This window comes from Methylophaga nitratireducenticrescens (genome assembly GCF_000260985.4).
In the GTDB taxonomy this organism is placed as follows: domain Bacteria; phylum Pseudomonadota; class Gammaproteobacteria; order Nitrosococcales; family Methylophagaceae; genus Methylophaga; species Methylophaga nitratireducenticrescens.
Genome location: NC_017857.3, coordinates 1,368,775 through 1,395,771, shown reverse-complemented (window position 1 = coordinate 1,395,771; position 26,997 = coordinate 1,368,775). Strand labels below are relative to the sequence as shown.

The following is a 26,997-nucleotide window of genomic DNA, read 5'->3' as shown; positions in this document are numbered from 1 at the left end:
TAATAATGAACGATGTAACTGCCAATAATAATCAACCCATCAGAAACGTTTTTTTTGTATCGGATCGTACCGGTTTAACCGCTGAATCTTATGGGAAATGCCTGTTAGCGCAATTTCCCGATATTGAATTCGAAACGATTACCCTTGCTTTCGTCGATACCAAAGAAAAAGCAGAAGATGCCCGCAAACAGATTAACGAACTATGTACAGAATCTGATTTACCACCACTGGTTTTTAGCACCTTAGTAAACAATGAAGCCCAACAAATTATCGAAGGCTGTGATGCCTTTGTTATTAGTCTGTTTCACCAGTTTATCGGCTCTATGGAAACATTTCTCGAGATGGAATCCTCTCAGAAACAAGGTGTTTCACGGATTTCAATAAGTGATACTACCTATCAAAAGCGCTTGGATGCTATAGATTATGCGCTCACTCATGATGATGGCATACGCCCAGATCAATATGAAGAATCTGATATCATTCTAGTGGGTGTTTCACGTTGTGGAAAAACGCCTACCAGCTTATATTTGGCGATGAATTTCTCCCTCAAAGTGGCTAACTATCCGTTAACCGTTGAAGATTTGGAAGCAGAAGAATTACCCGAATATCTTAAAATTCATCAACATAAACTTGCTGGCTTAACGATTAAGCCGGTACCGCTGAGTCGAATTCGCCGACAACGCCGCCCTGACAGTAATTATTCCTCTTTGGAAATCTGTCAGGCAGAATTAGACAAAGCGATGATTATGTTTGAGAAAGTGAATATTCCAGTATTTGATACTACAAATACTTCTATTGAGGAAATATCCAGCCGTGTTGTTCGCTCCATGGGCCTCGCGCGTGAGCGCATCCGCGAATCAACCATTACATTTAATAAAACTAAAAATTTAAGGTAGTAGTCATGACCGAATATGTAGTTCCACTTGATAAGTTGTGCATGAATGATGTCGGCAGAGTTGGTGGGAAAAATGCTTCTTTAGGTGAAATGTTGCAGAATTTAGCACCATTGGGTGTCGCTGTTCCAAGCGGTTTTGCGACCACGGCAGATGCTTACAGAGAATTTTTAAAGCATGACGGACTACAAGACCAGATAAACGAATTATTACGTGAACTGAATGTTGACGATGTCGTTGCACTTCAAAAAGCGGGTAAAACCATCCGTGAATGGATCATGACCATTCCTTATCCAGAAAAAATGGAAGCCGCAATTGATGAGGCTTATGAAAAGCTAGTAGAAGAATACGGTACTTCGACCAGCTGGGCTGTTCGTTCATCTGCAACTGCCGAAGACTTACCCGATGCATCTTTTGCCGGACAACAGGAAACCTTTCTGAATGTTGCCGGTTTAGACCATATCAAGTTTGCCATCAGAGAAGTTTTTGCTTCGCTGTTTAACGATCGGGCGATTGCCTATCGCGATCACCAAGGATTTGAACACAGCGAAGTTGCTTTGTCTGCCGGTATCCAGAAGATGGTCCGTTCTGATATTGCTTCTGCCGGTGTAGCTTTCACTCTGGATACTGAAAGCGGTTTTCGGGATGTAGTCTTTATCACTGGCAGCTACGGTCTTGGCGAGATGGTGGTACAAGGCGCGGTTAATCCCGATGAATTTTATGTGCATAAAACCACATTAACCGCTGATCGGCCTGCGGTATTACGCAGAACTCTGGGCCAGAAAGCGCTTAAAATGATTTACTCAGGTGATGCAAAATCACCGGTTAAAACCGTTGATGTCGATCCCCAAGAACGATTGCATTTTTGTCTGAATGATGAAGAAATAGAATCATTGGCCCGCATGGCGATGATTATTGAAAAGCATTACCAAAGACCAATGGATATCGAATGGGCAAAAGATGGTAATGATGGCCAGATCTACATTGTTCAGGCTCGGCCGGAAACGGTAGAAAGCCGTAGCGTAAATGTGACTGAGCAATTTATTTTAAAAGATAAAGGTGAATTGTTGGCCCGCGGTCGTGCCATCGGTAGAAAAATTGGCAGTGGCCGGGTTCGGATTCTGAACAGCCTCGATCAAATGGATCAATTTGAAGCGGGCGATGTATTACTAACAGATATGACGGATCCTGATTGGGAACCGATTATGAAAAAAGCGGCGGCGATTATTACTAATCGTGGTGGTCGCACCTGTCATGCCGCTATCATTGCACGTGAATTAGGCATTCCGGCTGTTGTCGGCTGTGGCGATGCCACTGAAAAAGTCGCTGAAGGCATTTCGGCAACAGTTTCCTGTGCCAAGGGTGATGAAGGTTATATCTATCAGGGCCTGCTTGAATTTGAACATCGCGTTCAGTCTTTGGATCAAATGCCTGAGTTACCAGTCAAAATTATGATGAATGTAGGTAATCCTGACCGTGCATTCAGCTTTTCACAACTCCCTAATGACGGTGTTGGTCTGGCTCGGCTTGAATTTATTATCAATAATATGATCGGTATTCATCCTAAAGCGCTAATGGCAGCAGATAAAATGGATGCCGAAGTGCAACAGGTTATCCGCGAAAAAACCACTGCTTATGGTGATCCGGTAGAGTTTTATATCAGCCGTATTACTGAAGGTGTATCGACTATTGCTGCGGCGTTTTATCCGTCCAAAGTGATTGTGCGTATGTCCGATTTTAAATCGAATGAATACGGCAACCTTGTTGGTGGCGCTGAATTTGAACCACATGAAGAAAATCCGATGATTGGTTTCCGTGGTGCAGCACGCTACAGCTCTCCGGAATTTGAAGCCTGCTTTGAATTGGAATGTGAAGCAATCAAGCGTGTCCGTGATGTCATGGGTTTAACCAACGTTGAAGTGATGATTCCTTTTGTCCGCACCTTGAGTGAAGCTGAAGCCGTTATCAACATTCTGAAAAAGAATGGTCTGGAACGCGGCAAAAATGGCCTGCGTTTGATTATGATGTGTGAATTACCTTCCAATGCAGTACTGGCAGATCAGTTTCTGGAATTCTTTGATGGCTTTTCAATCGGATCTAACGATATGACTCAGCTGACATTGGGTCTGGACCGGGATTCCGCACAAATTGCCGCAGCATTTGATGAACGTGACCCGGCGGTATTGGCGATGCTGGAAATGGCGATTAACGCCTGTCATAAAGCGGATAAATATATCGGTATCTGTGGACAGGGTCCTTCTGATCATCCTGATTTAGCAGCATGGCTGCTTGAGCGTGGAATCAGCAGTATTTCATTAAATCCGGATACGGTTGTCAGTACCTGGCAGGCATTAGCTAAACAGTAAAAATATTGCTTACATTTATGCCAACCAAAATGAGTCCTACGGGGCTCATTTTTTTGGGCTGTGATTAAAAATGCTTTTAATTCACTCCAGCACTAAATTCACCGTAGCCTGCTTATGAACCACCCCGTTGATAAGGATTTCAATGGTGTGTTGGCCACCGTAATATTGTCGGGTAGTCAGTTGTAAAAATCCATGTAACTTCTTCAGATAAACACTCTCCCTAGCCAATAATGTAATGTTTTTCCATTTATACACTTTAGCGGTAGTCTTGCCGTTGCTTTTGACATGCCAGACACGATAATCCACCACCAGTTGTTGAGCCTGACTGGTTTTAGAATGGATGAAGGTCTGCATCTCCAACTTTTGTCCTAACCTCACATGTTGATCAGTTACATTAAAATCAACATTAACCGCTGGTTTCTCGCTATAGCCTAGTAAAGGGAATACAGCTGGCTCACCGGCCTTAATCAGACTGCGAAGCCCGTGACGGATAATCCAGCGGCGTTGTGGTGTGGAATTTTCCAGCCACTCACGACATAGATCTATCACCCGATGAGGATGGTCTTTACTAATGTCATTTAAATTATTGGCAACCGATTTTTGGACATATTTACTTTTGTCATCTCTGAGCTGACTCAGTATTTCAAATACGGGCTGGGGGTCATGTTTAAATGCATTTAAATGCCCTCCCCAAGGTAATCTTGGCCGCATTCCCTCTGATGCCAATCGCCGGACATGTTCATTATCATCCTCACACCACCGCATCAATTCTTTGAAGGTCAGCTCAAAATGCTGTTGTATGTACGGTCTGATAGCAAATTCTGCAGTAAACAATGGTGTCAAATGCTTTAATACGTCCAGCGCAGCGGTTGGCTGTTGCAGTCCTTGTTTTCCGGCATAATCAATTAATGGCCAAGCCATAAAACTATGCCAACCTTTACCGGGCTCCTGATTGGGCCAGTGCTCTGCAACCTGCTTTAACCATTTGGCGTTCACTGAGAAATCATCAACCAGTAGCACGGCCAAAACGTCACTAATATGGTTTACACGGGTTTTAAGTGACATGGGTTCCAACTGAAACATTGCCATAGTCCTGAACTTATCGTCAGGAAAATCCGGTTTATATTGTTTGATTAATCCTGCCAATGCCTCGATAGAATTGGCATTTATATAATCTTTTAATAAAGCTGGGGGGGATTCAGCTAACGGATCAGACTTTGCCATTTGAATTCACTCTCTTTTTTTCAGACATAAAAAAACCGTGGCTCGAAAGCCACGGTTTTTATTTTACGGTATTACGGGAGAATTAAGCTTGCTGAGCTTTTGCTTTTCTACGTACAGCCATAAAGCCCATCAAACCAGAACCAAATAACCATACTGCTGCTGGTAAAGGGACTTCGCTGATCGGCGGGCAATATACACCACTAACGTCTAGTTTAGACCAGTAAACATCCTCTGAACTATCGGTGAAAAGCGCTTTTAGTGACAAGCCGTCAATAATTTCATCAAACAGACTGGAGCTTAATGAAAATACATCATAACCGCCATCAAGCCAGCCAATATGTTCAAAGCCAGTGCCATACCAAGTATCGGTATAAGCGAAAATTTTATCCCAACCGAAAATAAAAAAGTTATCAGCATTTGATTTTACAGTCAAAGTTGCTGATTCAATTGTCAAATCAGCAACATCAATGCTGTCGAAACTCCAGAAAGCATATTTACCGTTATTTTCAATATCATCAGTTGTCAATGTTGTTGAAAAAGGCTGGCTGTTATCACATAACTGACCATTATCACAATAATGTGGCTTGGGATGATAAAAAGTGGCTGATGCAGTTGAAGAAAAGCCAAACATCAAAAGTGTCACAGCAAAGATTGGCGTTAATAATTTCATTTACATTTCCTTCCTGAAAATGCAACCCGGCTATCTTCTATAAGACCCGTGGCTTTCCGTCGCTTGGTTCGCACCAAGGTTGGCACTCAATTAATTGGTATTGTTCCGATTCATTTCTGGAGCAATGTTGCCTATCTTATAGGAAAAAATTGCTAAAACTATTGTACCTTGGTACTAAATAAGGAACTTTTTGTAAATTTGATTTTCAAGTACTTTCTAAACCACTAAAAACCAGGCCATCATTTTTGAAATAATGCGATCGATTCAACATGACTGGTATGGGGAAACATATCCATGATGCCGGTCTGAACAAGCGTATATCCATATTGATTTACTAGCTCACCGGCATCACGTGCCAGAGTGGCGGGGTTACAGGAAACGTAAACAATAGTTTCTGCACCCAATTCAGCAATCTGACCCAGCACCTCAAAGGCACCGCTTCTGGGAGGATCCAGTAAGACTTTTGTGAATCCTTCCAGTGCCCATGGATAATCTTTTAATCGGGTTATCGTTAGATCAGCCATTTCAAATACAGCGTTGTCCAAACCATTCATTGCGGCATTGCGCTGTGCATGTGCCACAAGAGATTTGTCCCCTTCTACCCCTATGACACTACTGACACGTTTTGCCAGTGGCAGCGTAAAGTTACCCAAACCACAAAACAAATCCAGTACCCGATCACTTTCTTGCAAATCAAGCAATTCAATCGCCTTGGCAATCATTTTATGGTTGATACCGGCGTTGACCTGGGTAAAATCGCCCGGGGCAAATTCCAGTCTGAGACCTTCTTCAGGCGCATAATGCAGTTGTGGTGCTTCTGGCCATAACGGGCTAACAGTATCCGGCCCGCCCGGTTGCTGATAAATCCACAAATCATGTTGCTGACCATAGTTGATCAATTTTTGCTTATCCATTTCACACAACGGATCCATATTCCGGAAAACCAGAGCTGTGTTGGCATCATCCATCGCCACTTCTATTTGTGCGATTCGGTTATAGGCTTCGAGGCTGGCGATCATTTCCCCCAGCTCTTCCAGGCGTAATCCAACACGTGGATCCAGTACTTCACATTGCGTTAGCTCAGCCAGGTAAGGCGAACCTTTTTCTCTAAAGCCGACCAGCACTTTTTCTTTTTTGGTCACATAACGGACACCTAAGCGTGCTTTACGTCGATAACCCCATAAAGGACCGGTTAACGGTGCTAACCAATTCTCTGGAGTAAGTTGTCCAAAGTGCGAAAGTTGTTCCTTTAAGGTGTCTTGTTTCAGGCTTAACTGAGCGTCTGGTGCCATATGCATCAAACTGCAGCCGCCACACACACCAAAATGTTGGCATTTCGCATCAACGCGATCAGTTGAGGCAGACTCAACCGAGATTACTTTGGCCTCATCATATTTTTTATGCAGCCGGGTATACTTGAATGACACATTTTCACTCGCCAAAGCACCGTCGACAAAGACGGTTTTACCTTCTATACGGGCAATGCCACGACCATCATGAGAAAGACTCTCTATAGTTGCCTGAACAGCTTCTGCAGGGAGCCGTTTTCTGTGATTACGTCGTGCCATTTGTTAAACCTTTAAACGAAAATTACATAAAAAAAGTCCGATCATGCTTTTGCATAACCGGACTTAAACTTGATCGAAATTTTATTTTTGTTGCCAGCTACCGCCTTGCTGATACCACCAGCCTTTGGCTGCATTGCTTATCCAGCGTCTGGCAAAGGTTTCCTGGATATCAGATTCCCATTCAGGGTGACCGTTAGCACGGGCTATTTCAGCGTATAAGGCTTTTCGATCCTGATTCTCTTCTGCGATCAAAGTATTTACCGTATTACGATCTTTTAATGGCACCGCAGAGGCATCACGCAAGGTAATCAGACCATTGTTAGTTAACCCCACCGCCCCAGTTTGATAAAAAGGATGCAGTTTGTCATGGCGCTGTTTCATTTTTGCCTGTAAGGCATTAATTGCCGGTGAATTAATATTCAAATTGGCTTCCGCCTGCGCCGGTGAGACCAACCAGTTCAATACCTGCATTGCAAGCGGCATATTCTGTTTTAAAGCACTACTACTGTCTTCCGATTCTGTCGGTTGCAACTGGTTCGGGTTTTCGCGTCCCCAAACATCCTCAATAATTCGGTCTGCAGCTTTTTCAGCAGCCGCTGCCGGAAAATAGATATTAATTGTCACGCAGGAAATCAGCATTAACCCTGCGGTACTGCCCATTAACCATTTTAATAAACCCATTCGATTTTCCTTTATTGAATAACTGGTCCGTCGCTTTGACTGACCGCTTTTAATCTGGCGATTAATTCTGGCCAATCCACCTCACGGTTATAGCCAATCACATTAATCCATGGTGGCAGGCCGCCACCTTTAACAATATAGTACCCTTGCTCTGCAGGTTCTATACCATCCATCTGACAGACAGAATTCATCAAACGACAACTTAGACCAATTTTGCTATAGGAAAAATCTTCAAACAGGCCCATAAACCCACGCGATAAAATGGCGGCCGGACCACCACCAATCTGCGAAAGATTATTGACGGCACGCTGACTTATTCGCCGCCGACCTGGCTCCTCTTCTGGCGTCTCAAATAAGGCATCAAACTGCACCGGTTGCCAGTTCGATAAGCGTAAATTATGGATACGACCATTTAATTTACCGCTTATAGTACCAAAATCGAAAGTATTGGTAAGTGTCTGTAGATCAAGACGGTTAATATCGATATTGGCATATAACTGTGGCAGGCTTCCAAATGGCTGCTGTAAACGGAGGTCTTTAATCACCGTAGAGCTATCAAATAATTTCAGTAACAACGCACCATCAACAATGATTTCTTCATCTGCATAACTGACTTTGGGAATCATGCCGGACAATTTACCCTGAAGCGTTGGCCAGCCCAGTAAAGGACTTAATTGATCCATCGAAATCGGGCTTAGTACCCCCTCAAACTGCCAACTTCTTCCCTGAGCCTCATCCAAACTTAATTGAAAGTCATTCAGAGATAATTCACCATCCAGTATCGGCAATGACAGATTGGAAAAATAAATCTGATTCTGGCTCGCTTCTGCCTGCAAGGTCGAGCCACCCAATGGCAAGGATAAAATTGAAGCCGAGCTCCAGCGTAAATCAATCGGTATCACTGTCGCCTGATTAGTCCAGCCGAGTTTTCCTTCGAGGTTTTCAATAGCAAATCGTCCAGCATCATCGACTATCGTGACCGACTGTAAATTCATTTGAAACTGATATTGCTCTGGCTGCCATTGCAAACTGGCGGTTAACTCTCCACGGGTTTGTAAATGACTCAGGGACGAGCCTGGAATAAACGGTTTCAGCCAATCTTTATATAATTGTGCTAAATCAACACTGCTGAGGTCTATTTGCAAATGTGTTAATTGCGTTGCCTCACCTTTTAGCTCCCCATTGGCTGAAATGGAAGTGCTTTGTGCAAATTTAACACTATTTATCTGCCATGTTTTGTTGGCATTATTGAATTGTCCTTCACTGCTTAACGTGACCGATTGTTCAGCCAAATCCAAAAAAATCGGTTCAAGATATGTCTGGCCATCATCGATAGTCAGCGTTTGCTGCCATGACCAGCGATCATTTTCGATTTGCAGTGCCACTTGTATTTGGGCCGCCAGGGCCTCGCCTGCGTAACTTCCGGTAGGATCAGCAAACATTACTTCTCTTAGTTTTCCGGAAACTTTTGCCGATGCTAAGCGTGTTTGATGACCAGTAAGTTCTGCATCAACATTCATTACGGCATTGATATTCCATTGTGAAAGCATCTCCAGTTGCTTTTCATTAACGTATGGACCGATAAACTTCACCAAACTGTTTAATGCAATATTTTTCCCGGTCAGCTCAGCTTGCCACTGTCCCTGTTGGTAATCTGCCTGCACATTCATGCTGCCCTGACCCAGCTGGATACCTGTTAAAGTCAGTTGATAATTTTCTTCTTCTGCACGAGATTTACTATTGAATGCTATTTTTTGGTTTCCCCAAAGGGCATGGGTGAAGTCCAGTTGACCAGACTGACAATCTATTTGCCCGGATAACCAGCGTAAGGTGTCACAGCGCAGTCTGACATTTGATAGCTGACCTACTGGTTCGGTTAACTGTACCTGTTTGGCTGTGGCGTTAATCGCCAATCCAGTGGATTGTAAATTTATTTCAACTTGCAAATCAGTGATGTGGACTTGCTCACTTGACCAGGAACCGATTTGAATAGCCGCCTGTTCTACTGCATGTAACTGGGAGGTCACTACAAGTAATAAAACCAATATGACTAGGACCCTTGATGACATTAGTCTGCCGGAAACACACCCATGGAAAGGTAGCGATCACCACGATCACAAATAATGCAGACGATCACAGCATTGTTAACCGTTTCCGATAATCGTAACGCAGCAGCAACACTGCCACCTGATGAGACTCCACAGAAAATGCCTTCCTCGCTGGCCAGTTTGCGCATGGTGTCTTCAGCAAGGTCCTGTTCTACATCCAGCGTCATATCAACTCGTTCCGGCTCAAAGATTTCCGGTAGGTATGCGGCTGACCAGCGTCGGATACCCGGAATTTTTGAGCCTTCGACGGGTTGAACCCCGACTATCTGAACCGCTGGATTCTGTTGTTTCAAATATCTGGAAACGCCCATGATGGTGCCAGTGGTCCCCATGGCGCTGACAAAATGGGTTATTTCTCCATTGGTATCCTGCCAGATTTCAGGACCGGTGGTTTCATAATGCGCTAATGGATTATCAAAATTACCAAACTGATTCAGTACTTTGCCTTCACCCATCGCCTGCATTTGCAGCGCCAGATCACGCGCAGTTTCCATTCCATCGGTTAAAATAATTTCTGCACCATAAGCCCGCATCGCGGCGCGGCGTTCCGAACTCATGTTTTCCGGCATAATCAGAATCATCCGATATCCCAGAATAGCGGTGACCATTGCCAGCGCGATACCGGTATTGCCACTGGTCGCTTCAATCAGCGTATCACCAGGCTCAATATCGCCTCTCAGTTGAGCATGGCGAATCATGCTGGCAACCGGCCTGTCTTTAACCGAACCTGCTGGGTTATTACCTTCCAACTTGGCCAGAATGGTATTACTGGTATTGCCGGGCAGTCGCTGTAAACGTACCAGAGGGGTATTGCCTATGCAGGATTCAATGGTGGGATAGTGTGACATTCTAGCCTTCCACCAGGACAACATAGGCGGTGGCATAATCACCATCGTCACTCAGACTGAGCATAGCGGTCTGGATATTTTTTTCAGACAATAACTGCTCGGCATAAGCATTGAATATCAGTTCCGGTTTGCCCAGACTATTATTACGAACCGCGATATGTTGCAGGCTTAGTCCATCACGGAAACCTGTGCCCAGGGCTTTGGCCGTGGCTTCTTTTGCAGCAAACCGCTTTGCCAGAAAAGCTGCGGGTTGCTGGTTTTTTTGAAACTGCTCGAATTCGCAGTCATCCAGAATACGCTGCGCGGCTTTATCGCCGTATTTTTTTAACATTTCAGCGATACGGGGAATATGCACTAAATCCGTGCCAATACCACTGATCATGAATGCCGTGCACCTAACATCAGTTTTTTCATTTCCCGGACGGCTTCCTGAAATCCGGTAAAGAATGATCGTGCCACAATGGCATGGCCGATGTTCAGCTCCACCAGCTCTTTAATCGCTGCGATGGGTCTTACATTGTGATAATGCAAACCATGACCAGCATTCACCTGCAAGCCCATAGCATGGGCTTTTTCAGCAGCCTGACGAATAATTTTAAGCTCATGTTGGGCTTCAGCTGCAGAGCTGGCCTCGGCGTAACGACCGGTATGTAACTCGATGACTGGCGCACCACACGCCGCGGCAGCTTCGATTTGTTTCATTTCTGGATCAATAAATAACGAAACAGTAATATCGGCTTCTGCTAATCGCGTACAGGCGTCATGCATTCTGGATTGTTGTCCGGCGACGTCCAGACCACCTTCCGTTGTTAACTCTTCTCTGCGTTCAGGTACCAGGCAGCAATCAGCCGGACGGTATAGTTCAGCGATGCCAAGCATTTCTTCGGTGACCGCCATCTCCAGATTCATTTTGGTTTGCAGAATATCGGCCAGCATTCTGACATCACGATCCTGAATATGCCGGCGGTCTTCGCGTAGATGCAAAGTAATACTGTCGGCACCGGCTTGTTCGGCTTCAATAGCTGCCTGAATCGGATCGGGGTAACGGGTATCGCGGGCTTGTCTTAACGTGGCCACATGATCAATATTAACGCCAAGATAAATCGACATGATGTTCCTTAATTAATTCGCTGCTGTAGGACCGGCATAACGTTGCATTTCAGCAAACAACTGCCGGCTTTTCAGCGGTTTGCCATCCAAATGATAGTTTATTATCAAACGCATTAATTGTTTCGTTTCATTGAGACTAACCGGATCACTCAGTTTTTCCTGCTGAAGCTGTGACAAACTGGCTCCTGAAATAATCCGTTTTCGGTCATTCGCCAGACAAGGCTGCAACCCCAGCTCCGGCTGATAACTGTAATGCTGTTGATCGGACACTGGCTCACCCTGACTATCGGTGTTCAGGTCCAGCCCATAACCTAGCGCTTCAAGCAGTCGCTTTTCAAAAAGTCTTAACACGTGCTCTGCCTGATCAGCCTGCTGCAAGCCATCCAAAGCTTTTTGATAAGCTTCAAACACCATTGGTTCCGCTTGCTGCTGGGTTAACAATCTGACTAATAATTCATTGATATAAAGACCGCATAAAGCAGCATGTCCCTGCAACCAATAGGGTGCGTTGGTCGTTTCAATTTTGCTTAGTGTCAACAAGTCACCTCTTCCAAACCAGTTTACCCATAGTGGCTGGAATAATTGGAGTGGGTTATTGTGACGGCGTTTGTTTTGGCGCATGCCGCGAGCTACCAGGCTTAATCGTCCGTAATCTTCGGTAAACACATCCAGCAAAAAACTGGTTTCCCGATAGGGGCGTTGGTGTAAAACAAATGCCTGGGTGAACTCCAACGTAATGCCTAATCAGAGATCGTCGTTATAGCCCAGATTTCTGAGCATTCGCTCGTTATCAGACCAGCCTTCACGCACTTTGACCCATAATTGCAAGAACACCTTACAATCAAATAACTTTTCCATATCTTCACGAGCATCTTTGCCGACTTGCTTGAGCAACTCACCTTTTTTGCCAATAACAATAGATTTCTGGCCACTGCGTTCTACATAGATAACTGCGCTGATACGATACATACCGTTATCATCTTCAAATTGCTCGATATCAACCGTCAATGAATAAGGCAGTTCCTGACCTAAATGGCGGAACAACTTTTCACGCACCATTTCGGCCGCCAGAAAGCGTGAACTGCGATCGGTGAGTTGATCCTCATCAAAGATCATCTCACCTTCCGGCATTAACTTATAGATGGACTCTTCGAGAGATTCCAGATTGATGCCTTTACGCGCTGATAAAGGCACGATATCGGTAAATTTGAACAATGCATCCAGCTTTTCTACCTGTGGAAACAAAGTCGCTTTATCTTCTAATTTATCAATTTTATTCATCACTAAAATGACTGGCTTGCTGGTTTCCTTTAATTTCTGTAATACCCGCTCATCCTCTTCGGTCCACTTCATGCCTTCGATAACAAACACCACGACATCGACATCTTCTACCGAAGCGGCTGCAGCACGATTCATATAGCGATTCATGGCCCGTTTGCCATCACTGTGAATACCAGGGGTATCCACGTAAATGAATTGGCCCAGTTCAGTGGTTTTGATACCCAGAATACGATGACGGGTGGTTTGCGGACGGCGGGAGGTAATACATAACTTTTGACCCAACACCCGATTAATCAGGGTGGATTTGCCGACATTGGGACGGCCGATAATGGCTACATAGCCACTGCGAAAAGCAGGTTGATCATTCATAATTTTGACTCGATTAGCGTCAGGGCGCGTTCAGCGGCTTTTTTTTCAGCCTTGCGATGACTGCTTCCCTGAGCCACCACTAATTTATTCAGCAAACTTACCTGACAAGAGGCTTCAAAAACCGGCTGTTTATCAGCAGATTCAATTTCTCTCACACTGTATAGCGGCAAAGGTAATTTGCGGCTTTGTAGTAATTCCTGCAAGCGGGTTTTGGGATCCTTTACCGTTTCGGTGACGTCAATAGAGTCCAGACGTTCATCATAAAGACGCAGGATCAATGGCTTGACAGCGTCAATGCCACAATCCAGAAACAGGGCACCAATAATAGCTTCCAGCGCATCGGCCAGAATTGACTCACGGCGGAAACCACCACTTTTCAATTCACCCTGGCCGAGGATTAACACCTCACCTAATTTGAGTTCGCGAGCAATTTCTGCCAGGGTTTCCCCTTTCACCAAGCTGGCGCGCAGGCGACTCATCTTGCCTTCTTTGGCTTGTGGAAAACGATTAAACAGTTCTTCAGCGATCACGAAACTCAAAATTGCATCGCCCAGGAATTCTAGTCGTTCATTATTTTTTGGATCGGCACTGCGATGTGTCAAAGCCTGCAACAAAAACGCTTCATTGTTAAATTGAACGCCAAGTTGCTGACACAGTTTTTTTTGTTTGATGCTTGTCATCGATTTGTTGGTTCCGGTTCCACATCCACTTCAGTCACAAAATGCCCGACTAAATCAATGTGGGCAAAAAACGGTTTCCGCACTTCATAATCAAGCACTATTTTGGTGACATAAGCATTGCTTCTGCCACGGGATAATTCGATATTTTCTTTTTTTACGCTGGAGATATAACCGGTATTAAACCGTTTACTCAGTAGTAACATTACTTGTTGATTGCTCAGCTTATTGTTTTTTAATTCGGTTTCCATAGACTTCATGATTTGCAAGACACCGTAGTATTCCTGATACATCGGCACCAACCGCATGGTTAAGGTCGCAAAAAAAGCAATGATTGCCAGCACAATCACCCAACTGATTAATGTCATTCCCTGTTGTTTTTTCATAATGCACTCCTAGGACTTGTTAATCTTTCCTCGCCACCACTGCTGGAGGCTCCTTTCATCAAATAAGGCGGAAATAACTTATTTAGATTCTATAAATCAATTCCAATGGAAAAACTCGTCCCTAGTTAATAGAGCTTCCCACCCTTGACCAGACCAAACCGCCTTGATTCCAATCCCAACTCATCCAGACAAAGAATGCTTTACCGACCAGATTTTCTTCGGGCACAGTGCCCCACACACGGCTGTCATTACTATTGTCGCGGTTATCGCCCATAACAAAATAATGGCCTTCCGGAACAGTAACCTCACCTTCCATTGAATGACGTTGCGGATCTAAAAATATTTCATGTCCGTCAGCGTCCAGAAATTCATGCTTCAGCTGTACCCGCGGCGCAATAGTACCCAGCATTTCTGAAGGTTTATCAACTAACTCCGTTTTAACTTCCTGACCGTTTATATAGAGTGTTTTGTTGAAATAACCGACTTTGTCACCCGGTAAACCAATAACACGTTTGATATAGTCAATTTCAGGTTGTTTAGGATAACGAAATACCATCACATCACCGCGTTCCGGCGAACCGGTATCCAGAATTTTAGTATTAATGACCGGCAGTCGAACACCGTAGGAAAATTTGTTCACCAAAATAAAGTCACCGACATGCAAAGTCGGCAACATAGATTCTGAAGGAATGCGGAACGGTTCAGCGATAAACGAGCGAATCACCAACACCAGCAACAGGATGGGGAAAAATGATTTGGCATATTCAACAATCGCCGGTTCACTGTCATTTACTTTACGTTTAGGTGCTAACCAAAAGCGGTCCACCAACCATATCAGACCGGTTATCGCGACCAGTAACACCATTATTGCTGGGAAACTCACTTGACGCTCCTTATTAAGATTTCTTGGATAACTGTAATACCGCCAAGAAGGCTTCCTGCGGCACATCCACTTTGCCGATGGATTTCATTCGTTTTTTACCGGCTTTTTGTTTTTCAAGCAATTTACGTTTACGAGAAACGTCGCCTCCGTAACATTTTGCTAAAACATTCTTCCGCATTGCCTTGACTGTTGAGCGCGCAATAATGTGTCCGCCAATAGCGGCCTGAATGGCGACATCAAACATTTGCCGCGGGATCAACTCCTGCATTTTTTCAACTAGCTGACGACCACGTGAAACGCTTTGATCTTTATGCACTATCATCGACAAAGCATCAACTTTTTCGCCGTTAATCAAGACATCAAGTTTCACAAGGGGTGCCGCCTGAAAGCGAATAAAATGATAGTCCAATGAGGCATAGCCACGGCTGACCGATTTGATGCGATCAAAGAAATCGATCACTACTTCATTCATTGGCAATTCGTAACTCAGTGCAACCTGTTTGCCCATGTAATGCATGGATTTCTGTACGCCACGTTTTTCTACACACAGGGTGATAACCGCGCCGAGATAATCCTGCGGCACCAGCATGTCGGCCGCTACGATAGGTTCACGGATTTCTTCAACAGAACCGGCATCCGGTAATGAGGCCGGATTTTCGATCTTAATCACATCACCTTTTTTGGTGACCACTTCAAACACCACGGTCGGAGCCGTGGTAATCAGATCCAGATCATATTCACGTTCCAGACGTTCCTGGATAATTTCCATATGCAGCAGACCGAGGAAACCACAGCGAAAGCCGAAGCCCAAAGCCTGAGAGTTTTCCGGTTCAAAAAACAGCGATGAATCGTTTAAGCGTAATTTGCCCAGAGCTTCACGAAATGCATCGTAATCATCACTGCTAACAGGGAATACACCGGCATAAACCTGCGGCGTTACCGATTTAAAGCCCGGCAACATTTCAGTAGCACCATGTTGAGCCGTCGTTAACGTATCCCCCACTGGCGCCCCGTCAATTTCTTTGACTCCGGAAATAACATAACCCACTTCACCACAATTTAAAGCAGTGCGTTTACTACGCTTGGGCGTAAATACGCCGACTTCGTCAACCTGATATTCCTGTCCGGTGGACATAACTTTGATTTTATCGCGGGTTTTCAGTCTGCCCTGTTTGATTCGTACCAAAGAGATAACACCGACATAGCTATCAAACCAGGAATCAATAATCAGGGCTTTTAATTGACCTTCGGGATCGCCTTGTGGTGGCGGAATACGCGCAACTAACTCTTCAAGGACTTCATCAATACCGACACCCGTTTTAGCACTGCAACGCACGGCATTCAATGCGTCCACACCGATAATATCTTCAATTTCCTGAGCAACCCGATCGGGTTCTGCAGCAGGTAAATCAATTTTGTTTAACACCGGCAGGACTTCAAGCCCCAGATCGATAGCTGTGTAACAGTTGGCAACACTTTGTGCTTCAACACCCTGAGCCGCATCCACAACCAGTAAAGCACCTTCACAGGCAGCCAGTGAGCGGGAAACTTCATAGGAAAAGTCAACGTGGCCAGGCGTATCGATAAAGTTGAGGTGATAGGTTTCACCATCTTTTGCCTTGTAGTCCAAAGAAACGCTTTGCGCCTTGATGGTAATGCCGCGCTCTTTTTCGATGTCCATCGAATCAAGCACCTGTTGGGACATCTCACGTGCAGTAAGACCACCGCAGATTTGAATAAAGCGGTCTGCTATGGTGGATTTACCGTGATCAATATGGGCAATGATTGAAAAGTTTCTGATATTTTTCATTGAATAGCGATTATGAACGTGTCGGAGTTTGAAATGATGTGTTGCAAAATGTGTTCAGCTCCATGTTTTAGAATGTGTTGCCAACGCGAAACACGCATCGTGCAAATGACCCGGTATTATACGCACTTAACTGAGTTATAACGATAATAAATACCGCATTACTCAATCGTTTTGATGTGCTCCGGTGAAAAGAGCGTTGCTAAAATAAAAAGAATTATTAGCATTAAGCACTCCCCGACCTTTCCTCTTTGAAAATGGAAACCAAATGCAGGCTAGCAACACCGATAATGACGTCCTCAACGGTCCGATTATTTCCACTTTTTTTCGCTTTGCTATCCCTTCCATCCTCGGATTACTGGCCATCACTACCGCCAGCATCGTAGATGGAATTTTTATCGGTCAGTTTGTCAGCTCTGATGGCTTGGCTGCCATCACGTTATTGATTCCATTTTTTACACTAATTTTTGCTGTTGCTCTGATGTTTTCCATTGGCGGGGCTGTTCGTGCCGGTAGTTATTTAGGGCAAAACAAAATCAAAGCCGCTTCTGCTGTTTTCAGTAAGTGTTTGATAAGTATTTTTATTATCGGCTTGCTGTTTATGAGTTTTTCATTGATTTTAGATCAATCAATATTAATGCTGCTGGGCGCGACGAAGGAATTGATATCGCTGATCCTGCCCTACTTTCATATTATTTGTGTTGTACTGGTTCTACAGGTGACCAGTATGGTGCTGTATTACTTTGTACGGCTGGATAACCGTCAAAAACTGGGGACATTCGCGCTGGTTGCCGGGGCGTTAATCAATATTGCGCTGGATGCTCTGTTCATTATCAGCTTGGAAATGGGGTTAAGGGGTGCGGCGTTGGCAACGTTGGCTGCACATGTTGTGCAACTGTTGATTCTATCAACCTATTTTCTCAGCAAACAACGACGCTTAACGTTGCTATGGTGTCCTGGAAACTGGTCGGAACTGATTAAAATCGCCTACAACGGGCTATCTGAATTTGTGAATGAGCTTTCCGGCGGTATGGTAATTTTATTGCTGAACTGGCTACTGATTATCTATCAGGGAGTCAGTGGATTAGCGGCATTTGCAGTGATTAACTATCTGATTTTCATCAGTCTGATGATTTATTACGGTATCGCCGATGCGCTGCATTTGTTAATCAGTCAAAATCATGGGGCTGCCCGGGCAAAGCGAATAGGAGACTTTTTAATCACCGCAATGTCATTGGTACTGGTTTTATCACTTTTATTAATGAGTGTTTTACTGCTATATCCGCAGTGGTTGATACAACTGTTTTTACAGGATAATGCCGTGAAAAGTCAGCAATTATCCGCTCAGTTTATATTATTGGTTTGGCCGTTATTTATTGTTAATGGTCTGAATGTCACGTTGTCTGTTTATTTAACCGCCATGCAAAAGCCGTTGCCTTCTATGATTGTTGCCTTATCCCGAGGCTTACTGCTACCTGCTGCTTTATTGTTACTGTTTGTCGCATGGCTACCAGACAAACAGTTTCTTATCGCTCTTCCGCTGGCCGAATGGCTGACTTTTTTTCTGGCTTTGGTTCTTTGCTGGAAATATTCTCCCAGCAACATTATTCAGAAAAATAGTGAACGTGAAAAATAAAAAGGCCGGACGTCATCACAACATCCGGCCCAGGGTCACCAGACATCCTAGGGAAAGCTTGCCAGATACCTTAGAATTGCCAGCCCACACTTAATCGCACATCTCGTCCGGGTTCTGCAAATCCAGATGTCCCCTCATAACCTGGGAATTGTTGCAGATCTTCTGCACTAGCATGATCAAAATAGTGTTTATCGAAAACATTTCTGACTGTCAGCGTTATGGTGACATCTTCCGTAGTTGATGGTCGCCATTGTGTATAGAAATCATGGATACCGTAGCCAGGCTTATCGATAGTGGCACCAGCTGGCAACCAATCGCCAGCATAGACGTCAACATTATCTTCGCCTTTGACAAATTGCGCATTCCAGCCGAACGTCCATTGTGAGTTCAGCCGGTAATCAAGTGTCGCAACCAGATTATCACCGATGGTATTACCCACCCCGTTAGTCGAATAGCCTCCCGCATCTCTACCATCGATTTCAATATCGTTTTGGTGATAACTCAATCGAGCCATCAGTTTATCCCAATGACGACCAATTTCCAGAATATAGCCATCTGATTCCAAGTCACCAATATTGGTAAAGAAGGTACCAGCATCATCTGCAATCCGATCACCAATCAAGTCATCAATGTCAGAGCGATAGGCTTTGGCCGAACCGAACCAGGTCGCTGATTCATAGGCGATACCAAATTCAGTGTTATCTGCATCCTCCGGTTTTAGGCTGGCATCGTTAGTACCGAATAATTTGTATGCGTCCTGGGACAAGGGGCCTTTGAAAGCTTCGGCATAAGAAACAAAGGCATGCCAGTTATCATTGAAATGAAAGTTCATACCAATATTGTGACTAATTTCACTTTCATCAAATTTCTGATCATTTGAATCGTCAAGTTCATAATCATCGTAGCGTAGCCCAGCACTCAGCAGCAGATCATCCGTCAGTTGGATATCATCCTGGAGGTAAATGCCTTTTACTTTGGCCTTTTCCTTTAGATTACTTCTGTCAGTTGGTGGACCAGCAATTGTTTCATCACGTCGATAATCCACACCATAACTTAGTTTGTGCATGCCCAGAATAGAGGTGTTTCTCAAATCAAACCCCTTGCTCTCACCATTACCCACATATGGACGAAAATCACCGCTTCGATCAAGCTCAGAATCAATGTTATAAATTGTCAGATCGACATCAATATAAGGATTTTCAATCGGATTCAGCTCATAGTTAAGCGTAATGGTTTCACGCTCAAGTTCAGTGGGAACAAGCGGATTCCATCCACTTACCAGCCATTGCGGTCTGAGCGCTCGTTCTCCATCATCATTTCTTTTCTGATAACTCAAGCGCAATGTCTGACTGTCTGTCAGATTGCCGACCAACTTGGCAAACAGGAAATCTTGGTCAAACTTAGTTCCGGAAACTTCATCACCACTACCATCTTCATAAGCATCAGGATTGTAATTGGTAGCTGAGACCATCGCACTCCAGTCATCGTTTAGACGACCGAATAATGTCGTATTGGTTTTAAAAGCGTCGGTATTGCTTGAAAACATACCTTTTACCAATCCACCAAAGTTCTCACCAGGTTTGAGCATATCCTCAGGATCTTTGGTCACAAATTTTACCGAACCACCCAAAGCACCCGCACCGGAAAGTGCATTACCGGCCCCAGCGTTGACTTCTACTCTTTTTAACAGTTCCGGCTCGATACTAATTCGACTAGCATGATGGAACAATCGAGTAGCTTGTACAGCACCATCAATATTGATATTTAATAGTTGGTCCTCAATTCCACGTATATAAAGCTTTTGTGCGATATCCACACCTCCACCAATGCTTACCTCCGGTGACTGGCTGAATAAATCTTCCAAATCATTGGCTTGAATTTTTCCAATTTGCTCTGCTGTGACGCTATTAATTTCTGGTGTAATCGTATTTGCCGTCACTTTTACGATATCCAGTTCAACATTTTCCTTTTCTGCTGACACGGCAACCTTACTTGACAAGGCAGCTAAAATTGCCATTGTTAAAATCGTTGGCCGAACGATGAAACCCTGTTTTATGCTCACACTTAACCTCCAGCGAATAGTAATCATTACCAAATAGAATAGATTCGCATTCTAGTTTGCATGAACAAAGATTAAAACCAAATTTACAATTGTTACAACCGCGTTACTGATTAAGGTTATTGCGTTTTAAACCGGTATTGGTAAGTGGATTATCATTCTCAAGCCACCCTTTTCATGAAGCTGTGCCCATAACTTGCCGCCAGTCGACTCGACCTGCCGTCTGGCAAGCGCCAACCCCACACCAAAACCTTTGTGTTTTCCTGATTCAACACTATTCAAACGGAAAAAAGGTTTGAATATATTTTGCAATTGATCTTCAGGGACGCCAGGCCCCTGATCATCAATCTGTAAATCATAATGATCTGTATGCTGCTTCAACGTTAAATTCACTTCACCTTCTGCTGGTGTATAGGAAAGTGCATTACGTAGTATGTTCTCGATCGCATGTCCTAAGGCGCGATCACTACTTTGTTGAAGACATGCCGTTTCCGGTGTCTGTACGCTAATCAAATGCCTGGGAAATTCAAATCGAGCATTCTCCACAATACTATCAATCAGATCGGTCAAATCCAGTGTTTCATTTCGTAAAGCGGGTCGCTCATTCTCTAACCAGGCAAGTGTTAAGGCATCTTCCACCAGCTCACGCATTTGCAGGCATTCATGACGGATACGCTGAAGTGACTCATCGTTTGGATTGGATTGTTCGGCGATGCTTAATGCCAGCTCAACGCGTGTTAATGGGGTGCGTAATTCATGGGATAAATCCGAAGTAAGGTGACGTTGAGTCTGAATTTGGGTGCCAATTCTTTCAGCCATGCTGTCAAAGGTACTGGCTAAAGAAGCTATTTCATCATTTCGTTTACCGAGATCATCACGTACTCTGACCTGATAATTACCATCGCTGAATTGTTTTGTGGCTTTTTCAAGTTGCCTCAGTGGGGACATAACATGGCGATAAATCACCATACTCAGGATAGCCAGTAACAGCATTGGTAATGCAATCTGCAATAACAGGCTGGTATAAGTCCAGTAGCCTCCGGGACGCATACGCTGTGGCAGACGAATCAGGAAATGGGTATGACCATCAGAAAATGTGATATCCATAATGGGATTTTGGGCAAAATACAGATGGATCTTCCAGCTGATATCCCTGCCCAAAGCAAAATTATCAATAAAATAATTATCCATCTCACTGCCTGCCAGTGGAGTGAGCTTTGAACGGATCAGCGCCACCCAAGTGTCTTCCCGCTGCTGTATCGTATTAATCCAATCGGCTAATTTTTCCTCTTCTCCTTGTAAATAAAGTTTTTCTGCGTGACTGGCATAATCAATCAATTGCTGCTGATAGTGTTGATCGATAAAACTCATGTGCTGCTCAGTTTGCAGAATCAAATGATGAATTATCCAGAATAATACGATAGTTCCTACCGTAATCGTTGTGCACAGTTTCCAGAACAGACGACGTTTCATAACAGGATATAGCCCGTGCCATGCACTGTCTGCAGTCGATCAACAGGCATACCAACCTCAACAAGTTTTCTTCTGACTCGACTCATATGCATATCAAGACTACGGTCATAACGACTGAAATCACGCTCCATAACCAGTCGATAGAGCTGTGCTTTACTGAGCAAATGATTAGCGTGCTGCATTAAAATCCACAGTAATTTGAACTGGATGGGTGTCAGTTGCACGGCATGACCATGAAAAAATACCTGCTGTTTCAGCCTGTCTAGCATTAAACCTTCATGTTGCAAAACTGAAATATCTGGTTGTTGATGATTGGGCCCACTGGCTCTTCTGAGAATTACTTCTATTCGAAGCACCAGTTCAGTGAAATTAAAGGGTTTTGGCAGATAATCGTCCGCCCCATTTTTAAAACCAAGAATGCGTTCTTCTTCAGCGCCATGTGCGGTAAGAATAATCACAGGCGTTTGTCGAGTTTTTCGCAAGGTATTTAAAACAGAATAACCATCGCGTTGAGGCAAACTGATATCAAGCAGAATCAGGTCGAAATGATTACTCACAGCAGTCAGTAATCCCTGTTCACCATTGAAGCACTGGCAAACAACGAAGCTTTGATTTTCCAGCAACTGTTTTAACTGATGATTTAACACCAAATCATCTTCAATAATAAGAATGCTGTTGGGGTCTTTGTTTTTATCGGGCATAAAATACAGAATGGTTATTAGATGATAATAGTTATCATTAATGATAAAGCGAAATCATTCAATAAGAAACTTTGTTTTTTTTATGGGCTCTTTTGCTAAGCAAAAAAAAGCAGCTGATGGAATCCCATCAACTGCTTTTAAAGCTCACCCAGAAAAGTACGGGGTTATCGTGCTGTTTTATTCTGGAATTTTTAATGCCAGAAATTGAGAGGTTCCAGAACGCTGTACCAATACAGGAATAGCTTTGTCGACAGGCAATTGTTCGACCAGCTCAATAAACTGTTTTGCATCGACAATCTTTTGATTATTAATACTCAACAACACATCGCCAGGAACAATGCCAGCTTCTGCCGCCGGACCTGACTCAATTTTTCGTACCGTTACACCCGTCTGATTTGGCCCCAATTCAGCACGTTGCTCTACGATCAAATCAGTGACTTCAATCGCAAGGCGTTTATTATAAAATTCACCTGAACGAGGCACCGCACCACTCGCGATTTGCTCATCTTCAGGCAATTCTTCCACAATGACTGAAAGCGTCATTTTTTTGTTGTTACGCATGATTTCAGCAGTGGATTTCTTCCCAATTTCGGTGCGTCCAACAATTGGCGGTAAGTCTGATGAAGCATCAACATTACGGTCATCAAATTTGAGAATCACATCACCCGCTTCAAAACCGGCTTTCTCGGCAGGACTTTCAGCCACAACCCGTGAGACCAAAGCGCCACGAGGTTTATCCAAGCCAAAGGATTCTGCCAGTTCACGTGTTACATCCTGAATAACCACACCGAGCCAACCACGGCTGACATAACCTTGTGCTTTGATCTGATCGACCACATTCATTACTGTATCCACCGGGATAGCAAACGAAACCCCCATAAAGCCACCGGTACGGCTATAGATTTGAGAGTTTATGCCAACGACTTCACCATCCAGATTGAATAATGGTCCACCTGAGTTACCCGGATTGATAGCGACGTCAGTTTGGATAAACGGCACATAACTGTCGCTTGGCAGGCTGCGCCCCAGTGCACTGACAATACCGGCAGTCGCCGAATAATCAAAGCCGAAAGGAGAGCCAATTGCCAATACCCATTCTCCGACTTTCAAATCGTTTGAATCGCCAAGTTTAACGGCTTTCAAATTCATGCCTTTTGCATCAACTTTCAATAAAGCCACATCACTACGCTCATCACTACCTAATAATTCGGCAACTAATTCTGTTCGGTCACTAAAACGTACAATAATTTCGTCAGCATCTTTGATAACATGATGATTTGTCAGAATATATCCATCAGTTGATAAAACAAATCCTGAGCCTAGTGAACTTGGTAGCGGTGCACGAGGTTGTGAAGGGTCACCAAAAAATCGTTTGAAAAAATCATCAAACGGCGTGCCTTCTGGCATTTCCATGCCCGGGGGGAGTTGTGAAGAAGCCACTTCATTAGGTTTACTTTTGGTGCTGATATTAACAACTGCATCACCATTTTCAGCCACTAATTCAGTAAATTCTGGTAAACCGCCCCGTGCCTGAACAGCTGAACTCAACATTAACCACATCAGCAATGTGAATATCATTGCGCCTGTTGTTTTGTATTGCGTCATTATTTTTCCTCTATGATTTGAGTTTCGATGGCTATTTTCTGATGTTTGAGTCGATTTCTGACCCAATAAAATCCAAGAATCAGACCCGCTAATCCACAAAAAATTTCCAGCAGTTCATTTGCAAAAACAAACCGACTGAGGACAGCGCCTGCGAACATAAATAAAATCGGTAATAGGTACATCATGAAAGCGCCTTGCAACAGAGCAGTTTCCGGAATAGACACATTCATTTGTTGTCCTGGCTGTACAGCTTGTTTTTTAGGAACGGCTATGGTGGAAAAGCGCCGCCCCACATGTTCACTCAACAAGCCAGTCCCACAGCCTTTTTTTACCTGGCATTTATCACAGGTGGATTGTCGTTCGGCTTGCAACCAGATAGTTGATTCATCTGAACGTAAAACCGTCGCTTTTTGTTCAATCATTTTGGTTCTGGGCCAGCATATTCAATTGCTGCACCAATTTTTTCGACCGTCACAGCAGGGACTTCACCGACCACAGTTACAAAATGCGCATGGATCACGCTACCAAATGCATTTACTGCTCCCATGTGAGAGCCACCATAAAAATGGCTATGTTGAGACCGCATTTTTTCAATAAATACTGAGACAGAGCTTAAACCATCACTGTAAACACGCTGCTCAATATGAGCTCCATTATTGGCACGCAATCGGTTTTGATGGGCGATCAGCGTAAAACCTTCGGGCAGCCACTTTGCCTGCCAATATGAAAAAGCCACGAGATCCTGAGTCGTCATTTCACCGGGCTCGGTACGATGCCAAACCATTTCATTGCCTGACATCTGTGGGGCCAGATCGATATCCCGAATATCAACACTCGTATCGATAACAGTAAATTCGAAGGTTTCCAAAACCTCATCGTTTTCATCAATCAATTCGGATTTGAGGAGTAAATCAGTTTCTTTATCCATCCACAGCCGATACCCATAACGATAGTTATCGACCGGTTTGATTTCCAGTCTCTGGGTTAATTTTCCCGCAATACGATCTTCATCGCCCATGACCAATTCGTAAAATGGTGTAGCCGAACGTAACCGACGTGGCAAATCACTGGGAAAACCATGACCTAAAGGACGCTGACTAACATTGACCTGTTTACCCTCGGGATTAATACAGGTGACCGTATCGTTAGAGCGAAGCACTTCGCGGGCAGAACCATTAAGTGAAATCAGTCGTTCTGATTCATTGCCGTCATCATTACGATGATAAATACGTACTGACTGGAAAGTTTTGCCACTTTGGTAGGCAAATACGCCTTCATAGTTGAGTTGAGTTGCTGCCTGACTCATTCGTTCGAGTAATTCTATCGAAGCGGGCTCTGCCTGAACGGTTGGAATAAATAGCACCAACAACGCAACACAAAAACGAAATTGCTGGCGCATTTTTTATCGCTCCGTACCATAGGAAACGACACGTCCATACGAAAACATACCAGATGTACCAACATACTCATTGTGATCAACGAGATAATTATTCAGTCTGTCTTCAACCTCCGGTTCGGCAACCGTCCAGCGATTTGAGCGACTGGTTATGCTGATCGGGGCTTCATCAGCGACCATACTGGCTACGGGAAGATTATCCATTCCGGATTGCTGTTGAGCGACACCTATTACAGCCAATGCTCCTACAGAAGCGGCCATTGCCAGTCCAGTTGCCTGTTTCCAGAAGTTTTTTTTCGGAAACCGCAATAATTTTTTTGAAGAACTGGCTTCTGTCTTAATTGTGTAAACCGGTTCATCATCAAGTGCAGCGGAAATTCGTGAGGTTAAATCTATAGGATGCTGAGTGATACTTCGTGTATATCCGTGGAGGATATCGCTTGCTTGCTGGTATCGCATAAATGCTTCGCGGGCATGTCTGTCGTTGTTTACTAACGCCAACGCCTGTTCGAGTTCATTGCCGGTCAGCTGGCCATCAACCAAAGCAGACACTAATTCGAGATGATTAATTGCCATTATTATTCCTCTTCACCCATCACTGACTTAACTTGTATATCGATAGCTTCCCTAGCCCTGAATATCCGCGATCGGACGGTACCGATCGGACAATCCATCGCTTCCGCGATTTCTTCATAACTCATACCTTCAAATTCGCGTAATTTAATCGCTGTTGCCGTATCTTCGGGTAGATCTTCAATAGCTTGCTGAATCGCTTGTTCGAGTTCAACACACATGAGACTGTTTTCAGGGGTCTCAAATTCCTTAAGTTCAGGTGCATCGTAATAATTTGTTGCATCCATCGCATCAACATCACTCATCGGTGGTCGACGTGAACTGGCAGTAAGATGATTTTTAGATGTGTTGATGGCGATACGATAAAGCCACGTATAAAAAGCACTGTCACCGCGAAAGTTTGGTAACGCACGATATGCTTTGATAAAAGCTTCCTGCGCAACATCCATCGCTTCTACTGGGTCATGCACAAATCCGGTTATCACATGTATGATTCGCTGTTGATACTTCATTATCAGCATATCAAACGCCTTTTTATCGCCCGCCTGCACACGCTGAACTAATTCCTGATCCACGTTCATTTATTTATCCGGCCTACTCCGACAAGCCGGAGACAATTTCTGTTTAATGCTAGATTGACCAATGTCATTTATTTTTGTTCCACAATCAGTGCACAATAATTG

Annotated in this window: 25 protein-coding genes and 1 riboswitch; of the genes, 3 read left to right on the top strand and 22 right to left on the bottom strand. The window is 44.1% G+C overall.

From position 1 onward, the window contains the following. Positions 1 to 5: 5 nt before the first annotated feature. Together Q7A_RS06775 and ppsA are read left to right on the top strand one after the other, a co-directional pair. Entirely contained in the window at positions 6 to 896 is an 891-nt protein-coding gene (locus Q7A_RS06775) for a pyruvate, water dikinase regulatory protein (RefSeq protein WP_014706594.1), read from the top strand. Positions 897 to 901: 5 nt separating this feature from the next. Continuing rightward, the gene (ppsA, locus tag Q7A_RS06770) at positions 902 to 3,259 is read left to right on the top strand and encodes a phosphoenolpyruvate synthase (protein ID WP_014706593.1); all 2,358 of its coding nucleotides are present in this window, start codon (positions 902 to 904) and stop codon (positions 3,257 to 3,259) included. A gap of 81 nt (positions 3,260 to 3,340) precedes the next feature. On the opposite strand, the gene Q7A_RS06765 is transcribed toward ppsA, so the two are convergent. From Q7A_RS06765 to lepA, 14 genes are all read right to left on the bottom strand, one after another. Then, positions 3,341 to 4,483 carry a DNA alkylation repair protein gene (locus Q7A_RS06765; RefSeq protein WP_014706592.1) on the bottom strand — a complete coding sequence of 381 codons (1,143 nt, stop codon included), beginning with the start codon at positions 4,481 to 4,483 and terminating at the stop codon, positions 3,341 to 3,343. A gap of 82 nt (positions 4,484 to 4,565) precedes the next feature. Then, positions 4,566 to 5,153, bottom strand: coding sequence for a VPLPA-CTERM sorting domain-containing protein (locus Q7A_RS15510; RefSeq protein ID WP_014706591.1), 588 nt, complete (start codon positions 5,151 to 5,153; stop codon positions 4,566 to 4,568). Positions 5,154 to 5,170: 17 nt separating this feature from the next. Further along, positions 5,171 to 5,247, bottom strand: a riboswitch (cyclic di-GMP riboswitch). A gap of 145 nt (positions 5,248 to 5,392) precedes the next feature. Continuing rightward, positions 5,393 to 6,721: a 23S rRNA (uracil(1939)-C(5))-methyltransferase RlmD gene (gene rlmD, locus Q7A_RS06755; protein WP_014706590.1), complete on the bottom strand. Its 1,329-nt coding sequence runs from the start codon at positions 6,719 to 6,721 to the stop codon at positions 5,393 to 5,395. Positions 6,722 to 6,802: 81 nt separating this feature from the next. After that, on the bottom strand, positions 6,803 to 7,402 hold the full coding sequence (locus Q7A_RS06750) for a YdbL family protein (protein ID WP_014706589.1): 600 nt from the start codon (positions 7,400 to 7,402) through the stop codon (positions 6,803 to 6,805). Positions 7,403 to 7,413: 11 nt separating this feature from the next. Continuing rightward, positions 7,414 to 9,471, bottom strand: coding sequence for a translocation/assembly module TamB domain-containing protein (locus Q7A_RS06745; RefSeq protein WP_041354435.1), 2,058 nt, complete (start codon positions 9,469 to 9,471; stop codon positions 7,414 to 7,416). Further along, positions 9,471 to 10,358, bottom strand: coding sequence for a cysteine synthase CysM (gene cysM / locus Q7A_RS06740; RefSeq protein WP_014706587.1), 888 nt, complete (start codon positions 10,356 to 10,358; stop codon positions 9,471 to 9,473). The genes Q7A_RS06745 and cysM overlap by 1 nt, the downstream gene beginning before the upstream one ends. 1 nt (position 10,359) lies before the next feature. Further along, positions 10,360 to 10,740 (bottom strand): holo-ACP synthase, encoded by a 381-nt coding sequence (gene acpS, locus Q7A_RS06735; protein ID WP_014706586.1) that lies wholly within the window; start codon positions 10,738 to 10,740, stop codon positions 10,360 to 10,362. Further along, complete coding sequence (gene pdxJ, locus Q7A_RS06730; protein ID WP_014706585.1) at positions 10,737 to 11,468, bottom strand: pyridoxine 5'-phosphate synthase; 732 nt, start codon at positions 11,466 to 11,468, stop codon at positions 10,737 to 10,739. Before pdxJ ends, acpS begins: the two co-directional genes overlap by 4 nt. A 12-nt stretch (positions 11,469 to 11,480) precedes the next feature. Next, positions 11,481 to 12,200, bottom strand: a complete 720-nt coding sequence (recO, locus tag Q7A_RS06725; protein WP_014706584.1) for a DNA repair protein RecO — start codon at positions 12,198 to 12,200, stop codon at positions 11,481 to 11,483. 12 nt (positions 12,201 to 12,212) lie between these two features. Then, positions 12,213 to 13,118 carry a GTPase Era gene (gene era, locus Q7A_RS06720; protein ID WP_014706583.1) on the bottom strand — a complete coding sequence of 302 codons (906 nt, stop codon included), beginning with the start codon at positions 13,116 to 13,118 and terminating at the stop codon, positions 12,213 to 12,215. Next, positions 13,115 to 13,798 carry a ribonuclease III gene (gene rnc, locus Q7A_RS06715; RefSeq protein ID WP_089418515.1) on the bottom strand — a complete coding sequence of 228 codons (684 nt, stop codon included), beginning with the start codon at positions 13,796 to 13,798 and terminating at the stop codon, positions 13,115 to 13,117. Before rnc ends, era begins: the two co-directional genes overlap by 4 nt. Then, positions 13,795 to 14,181, bottom strand: coding sequence for a DUF4845 domain-containing protein (locus tag Q7A_RS06710; RefSeq protein WP_014706581.1), 387 nt, complete (start codon positions 14,179 to 14,181; stop codon positions 13,795 to 13,797). Before Q7A_RS06710 ends, rnc begins: the two co-directional genes overlap by 4 nt. Positions 14,182 to 14,302: 121 nt before the next feature. Further along, entirely contained in the window at positions 14,303 to 15,064 is a 762-nt protein-coding gene (gene lepB, locus Q7A_RS06705) for a signal peptidase I (protein WP_014706580.1), read from the bottom strand. Positions 15,065 to 15,077: 13 nt separating this feature from the next. Beyond that, on the bottom strand, positions 15,078 to 16,874 hold the full coding sequence (gene lepA, locus Q7A_RS06700) for a translation elongation factor 4 (protein ID WP_014706579.1): 1,797 nt from the start codon (positions 16,872 to 16,874) through the stop codon (positions 15,078 to 15,080). A 265-nt stretch (positions 16,875 to 17,139) separates the two neighbouring features. Here lepA and Q7A_RS06695 point away from each other — a divergent pair, with 265 nt between their 5' ends. Beyond that, positions 17,140 to 18,507 (top strand): MATE family efflux transporter, encoded by a 1,368-nt coding sequence (locus tag Q7A_RS06695; RefSeq protein ID WP_014706578.1) that lies wholly within the window; start codon positions 17,140 to 17,142, stop codon positions 18,505 to 18,507. A gap of 70 nt (positions 18,508 to 18,577) precedes the next feature. Here Q7A_RS06695 and Q7A_RS06690 read toward each other — a convergent pair whose 3' ends face one another. The 8 genes from Q7A_RS06690 to rpoE all read right to left on the bottom strand — a co-directional run bounded on the left by Q7A_RS06690 (position 18,578) and on the right by rpoE (position 26,895). Further along, the gene (locus Q7A_RS06690; RefSeq protein WP_014706577.1) at positions 18,578 to 20,524 is read right to left on the bottom strand and encodes a TonB-dependent receptor domain-containing protein; all 1,947 of its coding nucleotides are present in this window, start codon (positions 20,522 to 20,524) and stop codon (positions 18,578 to 18,580) included. A gap of 171 nt (positions 20,525 to 20,695) precedes the next feature. Beyond that, positions 20,696 to 22,039, bottom strand: coding sequence for a sensor histidine kinase (locus Q7A_RS06685; RefSeq protein WP_014706576.1), 1,344 nt, complete (start codon positions 22,037 to 22,039; stop codon positions 20,696 to 20,698). Then, entirely contained in the window at positions 22,036 to 22,740 is a 705-nt protein-coding gene (locus Q7A_RS06680) for a response regulator transcription factor (protein WP_014706575.1), read from the bottom strand. The genes Q7A_RS06685 and Q7A_RS06680 overlap by 4 nt, the downstream gene beginning before the upstream one ends. A 177-nt stretch (positions 22,741 to 22,917) precedes the next feature. Beyond that, a complete protein-coding gene (locus Q7A_RS06675) occupies positions 22,918 to 24,345 on the bottom strand; it encodes a DegQ family serine endoprotease (RefSeq protein ID WP_014706573.1) in 1,428 nt (475 codons plus the stop codon). Then, positions 24,345 to 24,767, bottom strand: a complete 423-nt coding sequence (locus Q7A_RS06670; RefSeq protein WP_014706572.1) for a SoxR reducing system RseC family protein — start codon at positions 24,765 to 24,767, stop codon at positions 24,345 to 24,347. The genes Q7A_RS06675 and Q7A_RS06670 overlap by 1 nt, the downstream gene beginning before the upstream one ends. Next, a complete protein-coding gene (locus Q7A_RS06665; protein ID WP_014706571.1) occupies positions 24,764 to 25,744 on the bottom strand; it encodes a MucB/RseB C-terminal domain-containing protein in 981 nt (326 codons plus the stop codon). Before Q7A_RS06665 ends, Q7A_RS06670 begins: the two co-directional genes overlap by 4 nt. A 3-nt stretch (positions 25,745 to 25,747) precedes the next feature. Continuing rightward, entirely contained in the window at positions 25,748 to 26,317 is a 570-nt protein-coding gene (locus Q7A_RS06660; RefSeq protein WP_014706570.1) for a sigma-E factor negative regulatory protein, read from the bottom strand. 2 nt (positions 26,318 to 26,319) lie between these two features. Further along, entirely contained in the window at positions 26,320 to 26,895 is a 576-nt protein-coding gene (gene rpoE / locus Q7A_RS06655) for an RNA polymerase sigma factor RpoE (RefSeq protein ID WP_014706569.1), read from the bottom strand. Positions 26,896 to 26,997 lie beyond the last annotated feature (102 nt).

Excerpts from the sequence above, each read along its gene's own strand:
- Q7A_RS06775 (WP_014706594.1), top strand. The coding sequence starts at position 6 with ATGAACGATGTAACTGCCAATAATAATCAACCCATCAGAAACGTTTTT.
- rnc (WP_089418515.1), bottom strand. The coding sequence starts at position 13,798 with ATGACAAGCATCAAACAAAAAAAACTGTGTCAGCAACTTGGCGTTCAA.
- rpoE (WP_014706569.1), bottom strand. The coding sequence starts at position 26,895 with ATGAACGTGGATCAGGAATTAGTTCAGCGTGTGCAGGCGGGCGATAAA.
- cysM (WP_014706587.1), bottom strand. The coding sequence starts at position 10,358 with ATGTCACACTATCCCACCATTGAATCCTGCATAGGCAATACCCCTCTG.
- Q7A_RS15510 (WP_014706591.1), bottom strand. The coding sequence starts at position 5,153 with ATGAAATTATTAACGCCAATCTTTGCTGTGACACTTTTGATGTTTGGC.
- Q7A_RS06750 (WP_014706589.1), bottom strand. The coding sequence starts at position 7,402 with ATGGGTTTATTAAAATGGTTAATGGGCAGTACCGCAGGGTTAATGCTG.
- era (WP_014706583.1), bottom strand. The coding sequence starts at position 13,118 with ATGAATGATCAACCTGCTTTTCGCAGTGGCTATGTAGCCATTATCGGC.
- Q7A_RS06680 (WP_014706575.1), bottom strand. The coding sequence starts at position 22,740 with ATGCCCGATAAAAACAAAGACCCCAACAGCATTCTTATTATTGAAGAT.
- Q7A_RS06660 (WP_014706570.1), bottom strand. The coding sequence starts at position 26,317 with ATGGCAATTAATCATCTCGAATTAGTGTCTGCTTTGGTTGATGGCCAG.
- Q7A_RS06710 (WP_014706581.1), bottom strand. The coding sequence starts at position 14,181 with ATGAAAAAACAACAGGGAATGACATTAATCAGTTGGGTGATTGTGCTG.
- rlmD (WP_014706590.1), bottom strand. The coding sequence starts at position 6,721 with ATGGCACGACGTAATCACAGAAAACGGCTCCCTGCAGAAGCTGTTCAG.
- Q7A_RS06685 (WP_014706576.1), bottom strand. The coding sequence starts at position 22,039 with ATGAAACGTCGTCTGTTCTGGAAACTGTGCACAACGATTACGGTAGGA.
- Q7A_RS06695 (WP_014706578.1), top strand. The coding sequence starts at position 17,140 with ATGCAGGCTAGCAACACCGATAATGACGTCCTCAACGGTCCGATTATT.
- Q7A_RS06675 (WP_014706573.1), bottom strand. The coding sequence starts at position 24,345 with ATGACGCAATACAAAACAACAGGCGCAATGATATTCACATTGCTGATG.
- Q7A_RS06670 (WP_014706572.1), bottom strand. The coding sequence starts at position 24,767 with ATGATTGAACAAAAAGCGACGGTTTTACGTTCAGATGAATCAACTATC.
- Q7A_RS06745 (WP_041354435.1), bottom strand. The coding sequence starts at position 9,471 with ATGTCATCAAGGGTCCTAGTCATATTGGTTTTATTACTTGTAGTGACC.
- pdxJ (WP_014706585.1), bottom strand. The coding sequence starts at position 11,468 with ATGTCGATTTATCTTGGCGTTAATATTGATCATGTGGCCACGTTAAGA.
- Q7A_RS06690 (WP_014706577.1), bottom strand. The coding sequence starts at position 20,524 with ATGGCAATTTTAGCTGCCTTGTCAAGTAAGGTTGCCGTGTCAGCAGAA.
- acpS (WP_014706586.1), bottom strand. The coding sequence starts at position 10,740 with ATGATCAGTGGTATTGGCACGGATTTAGTGCATATTCCCCGTATCGCT.
- Q7A_RS06765 (WP_014706592.1), bottom strand. The coding sequence starts at position 4,483 with ATGGCAAAGTCTGATCCGTTAGCTGAATCCCCCCCAGCTTTATTAAAA.
- Q7A_RS06665 (WP_014706571.1), bottom strand. The coding sequence starts at position 25,744 with ATGCGCCAGCAATTTCGTTTTTGTGTTGCGTTGTTGGTGCTATTTATT.
- ppsA (WP_014706593.1), top strand. The coding sequence starts at position 902 with ATGACCGAATATGTAGTTCCACTTGATAAGTTGTGCATGAATGATGTC.
- lepA (WP_014706579.1), bottom strand. The coding sequence starts at position 16,874 with ATGAAAAATATCAGAAACTTTTCAATCATTGCCCATATTGATCACGGT.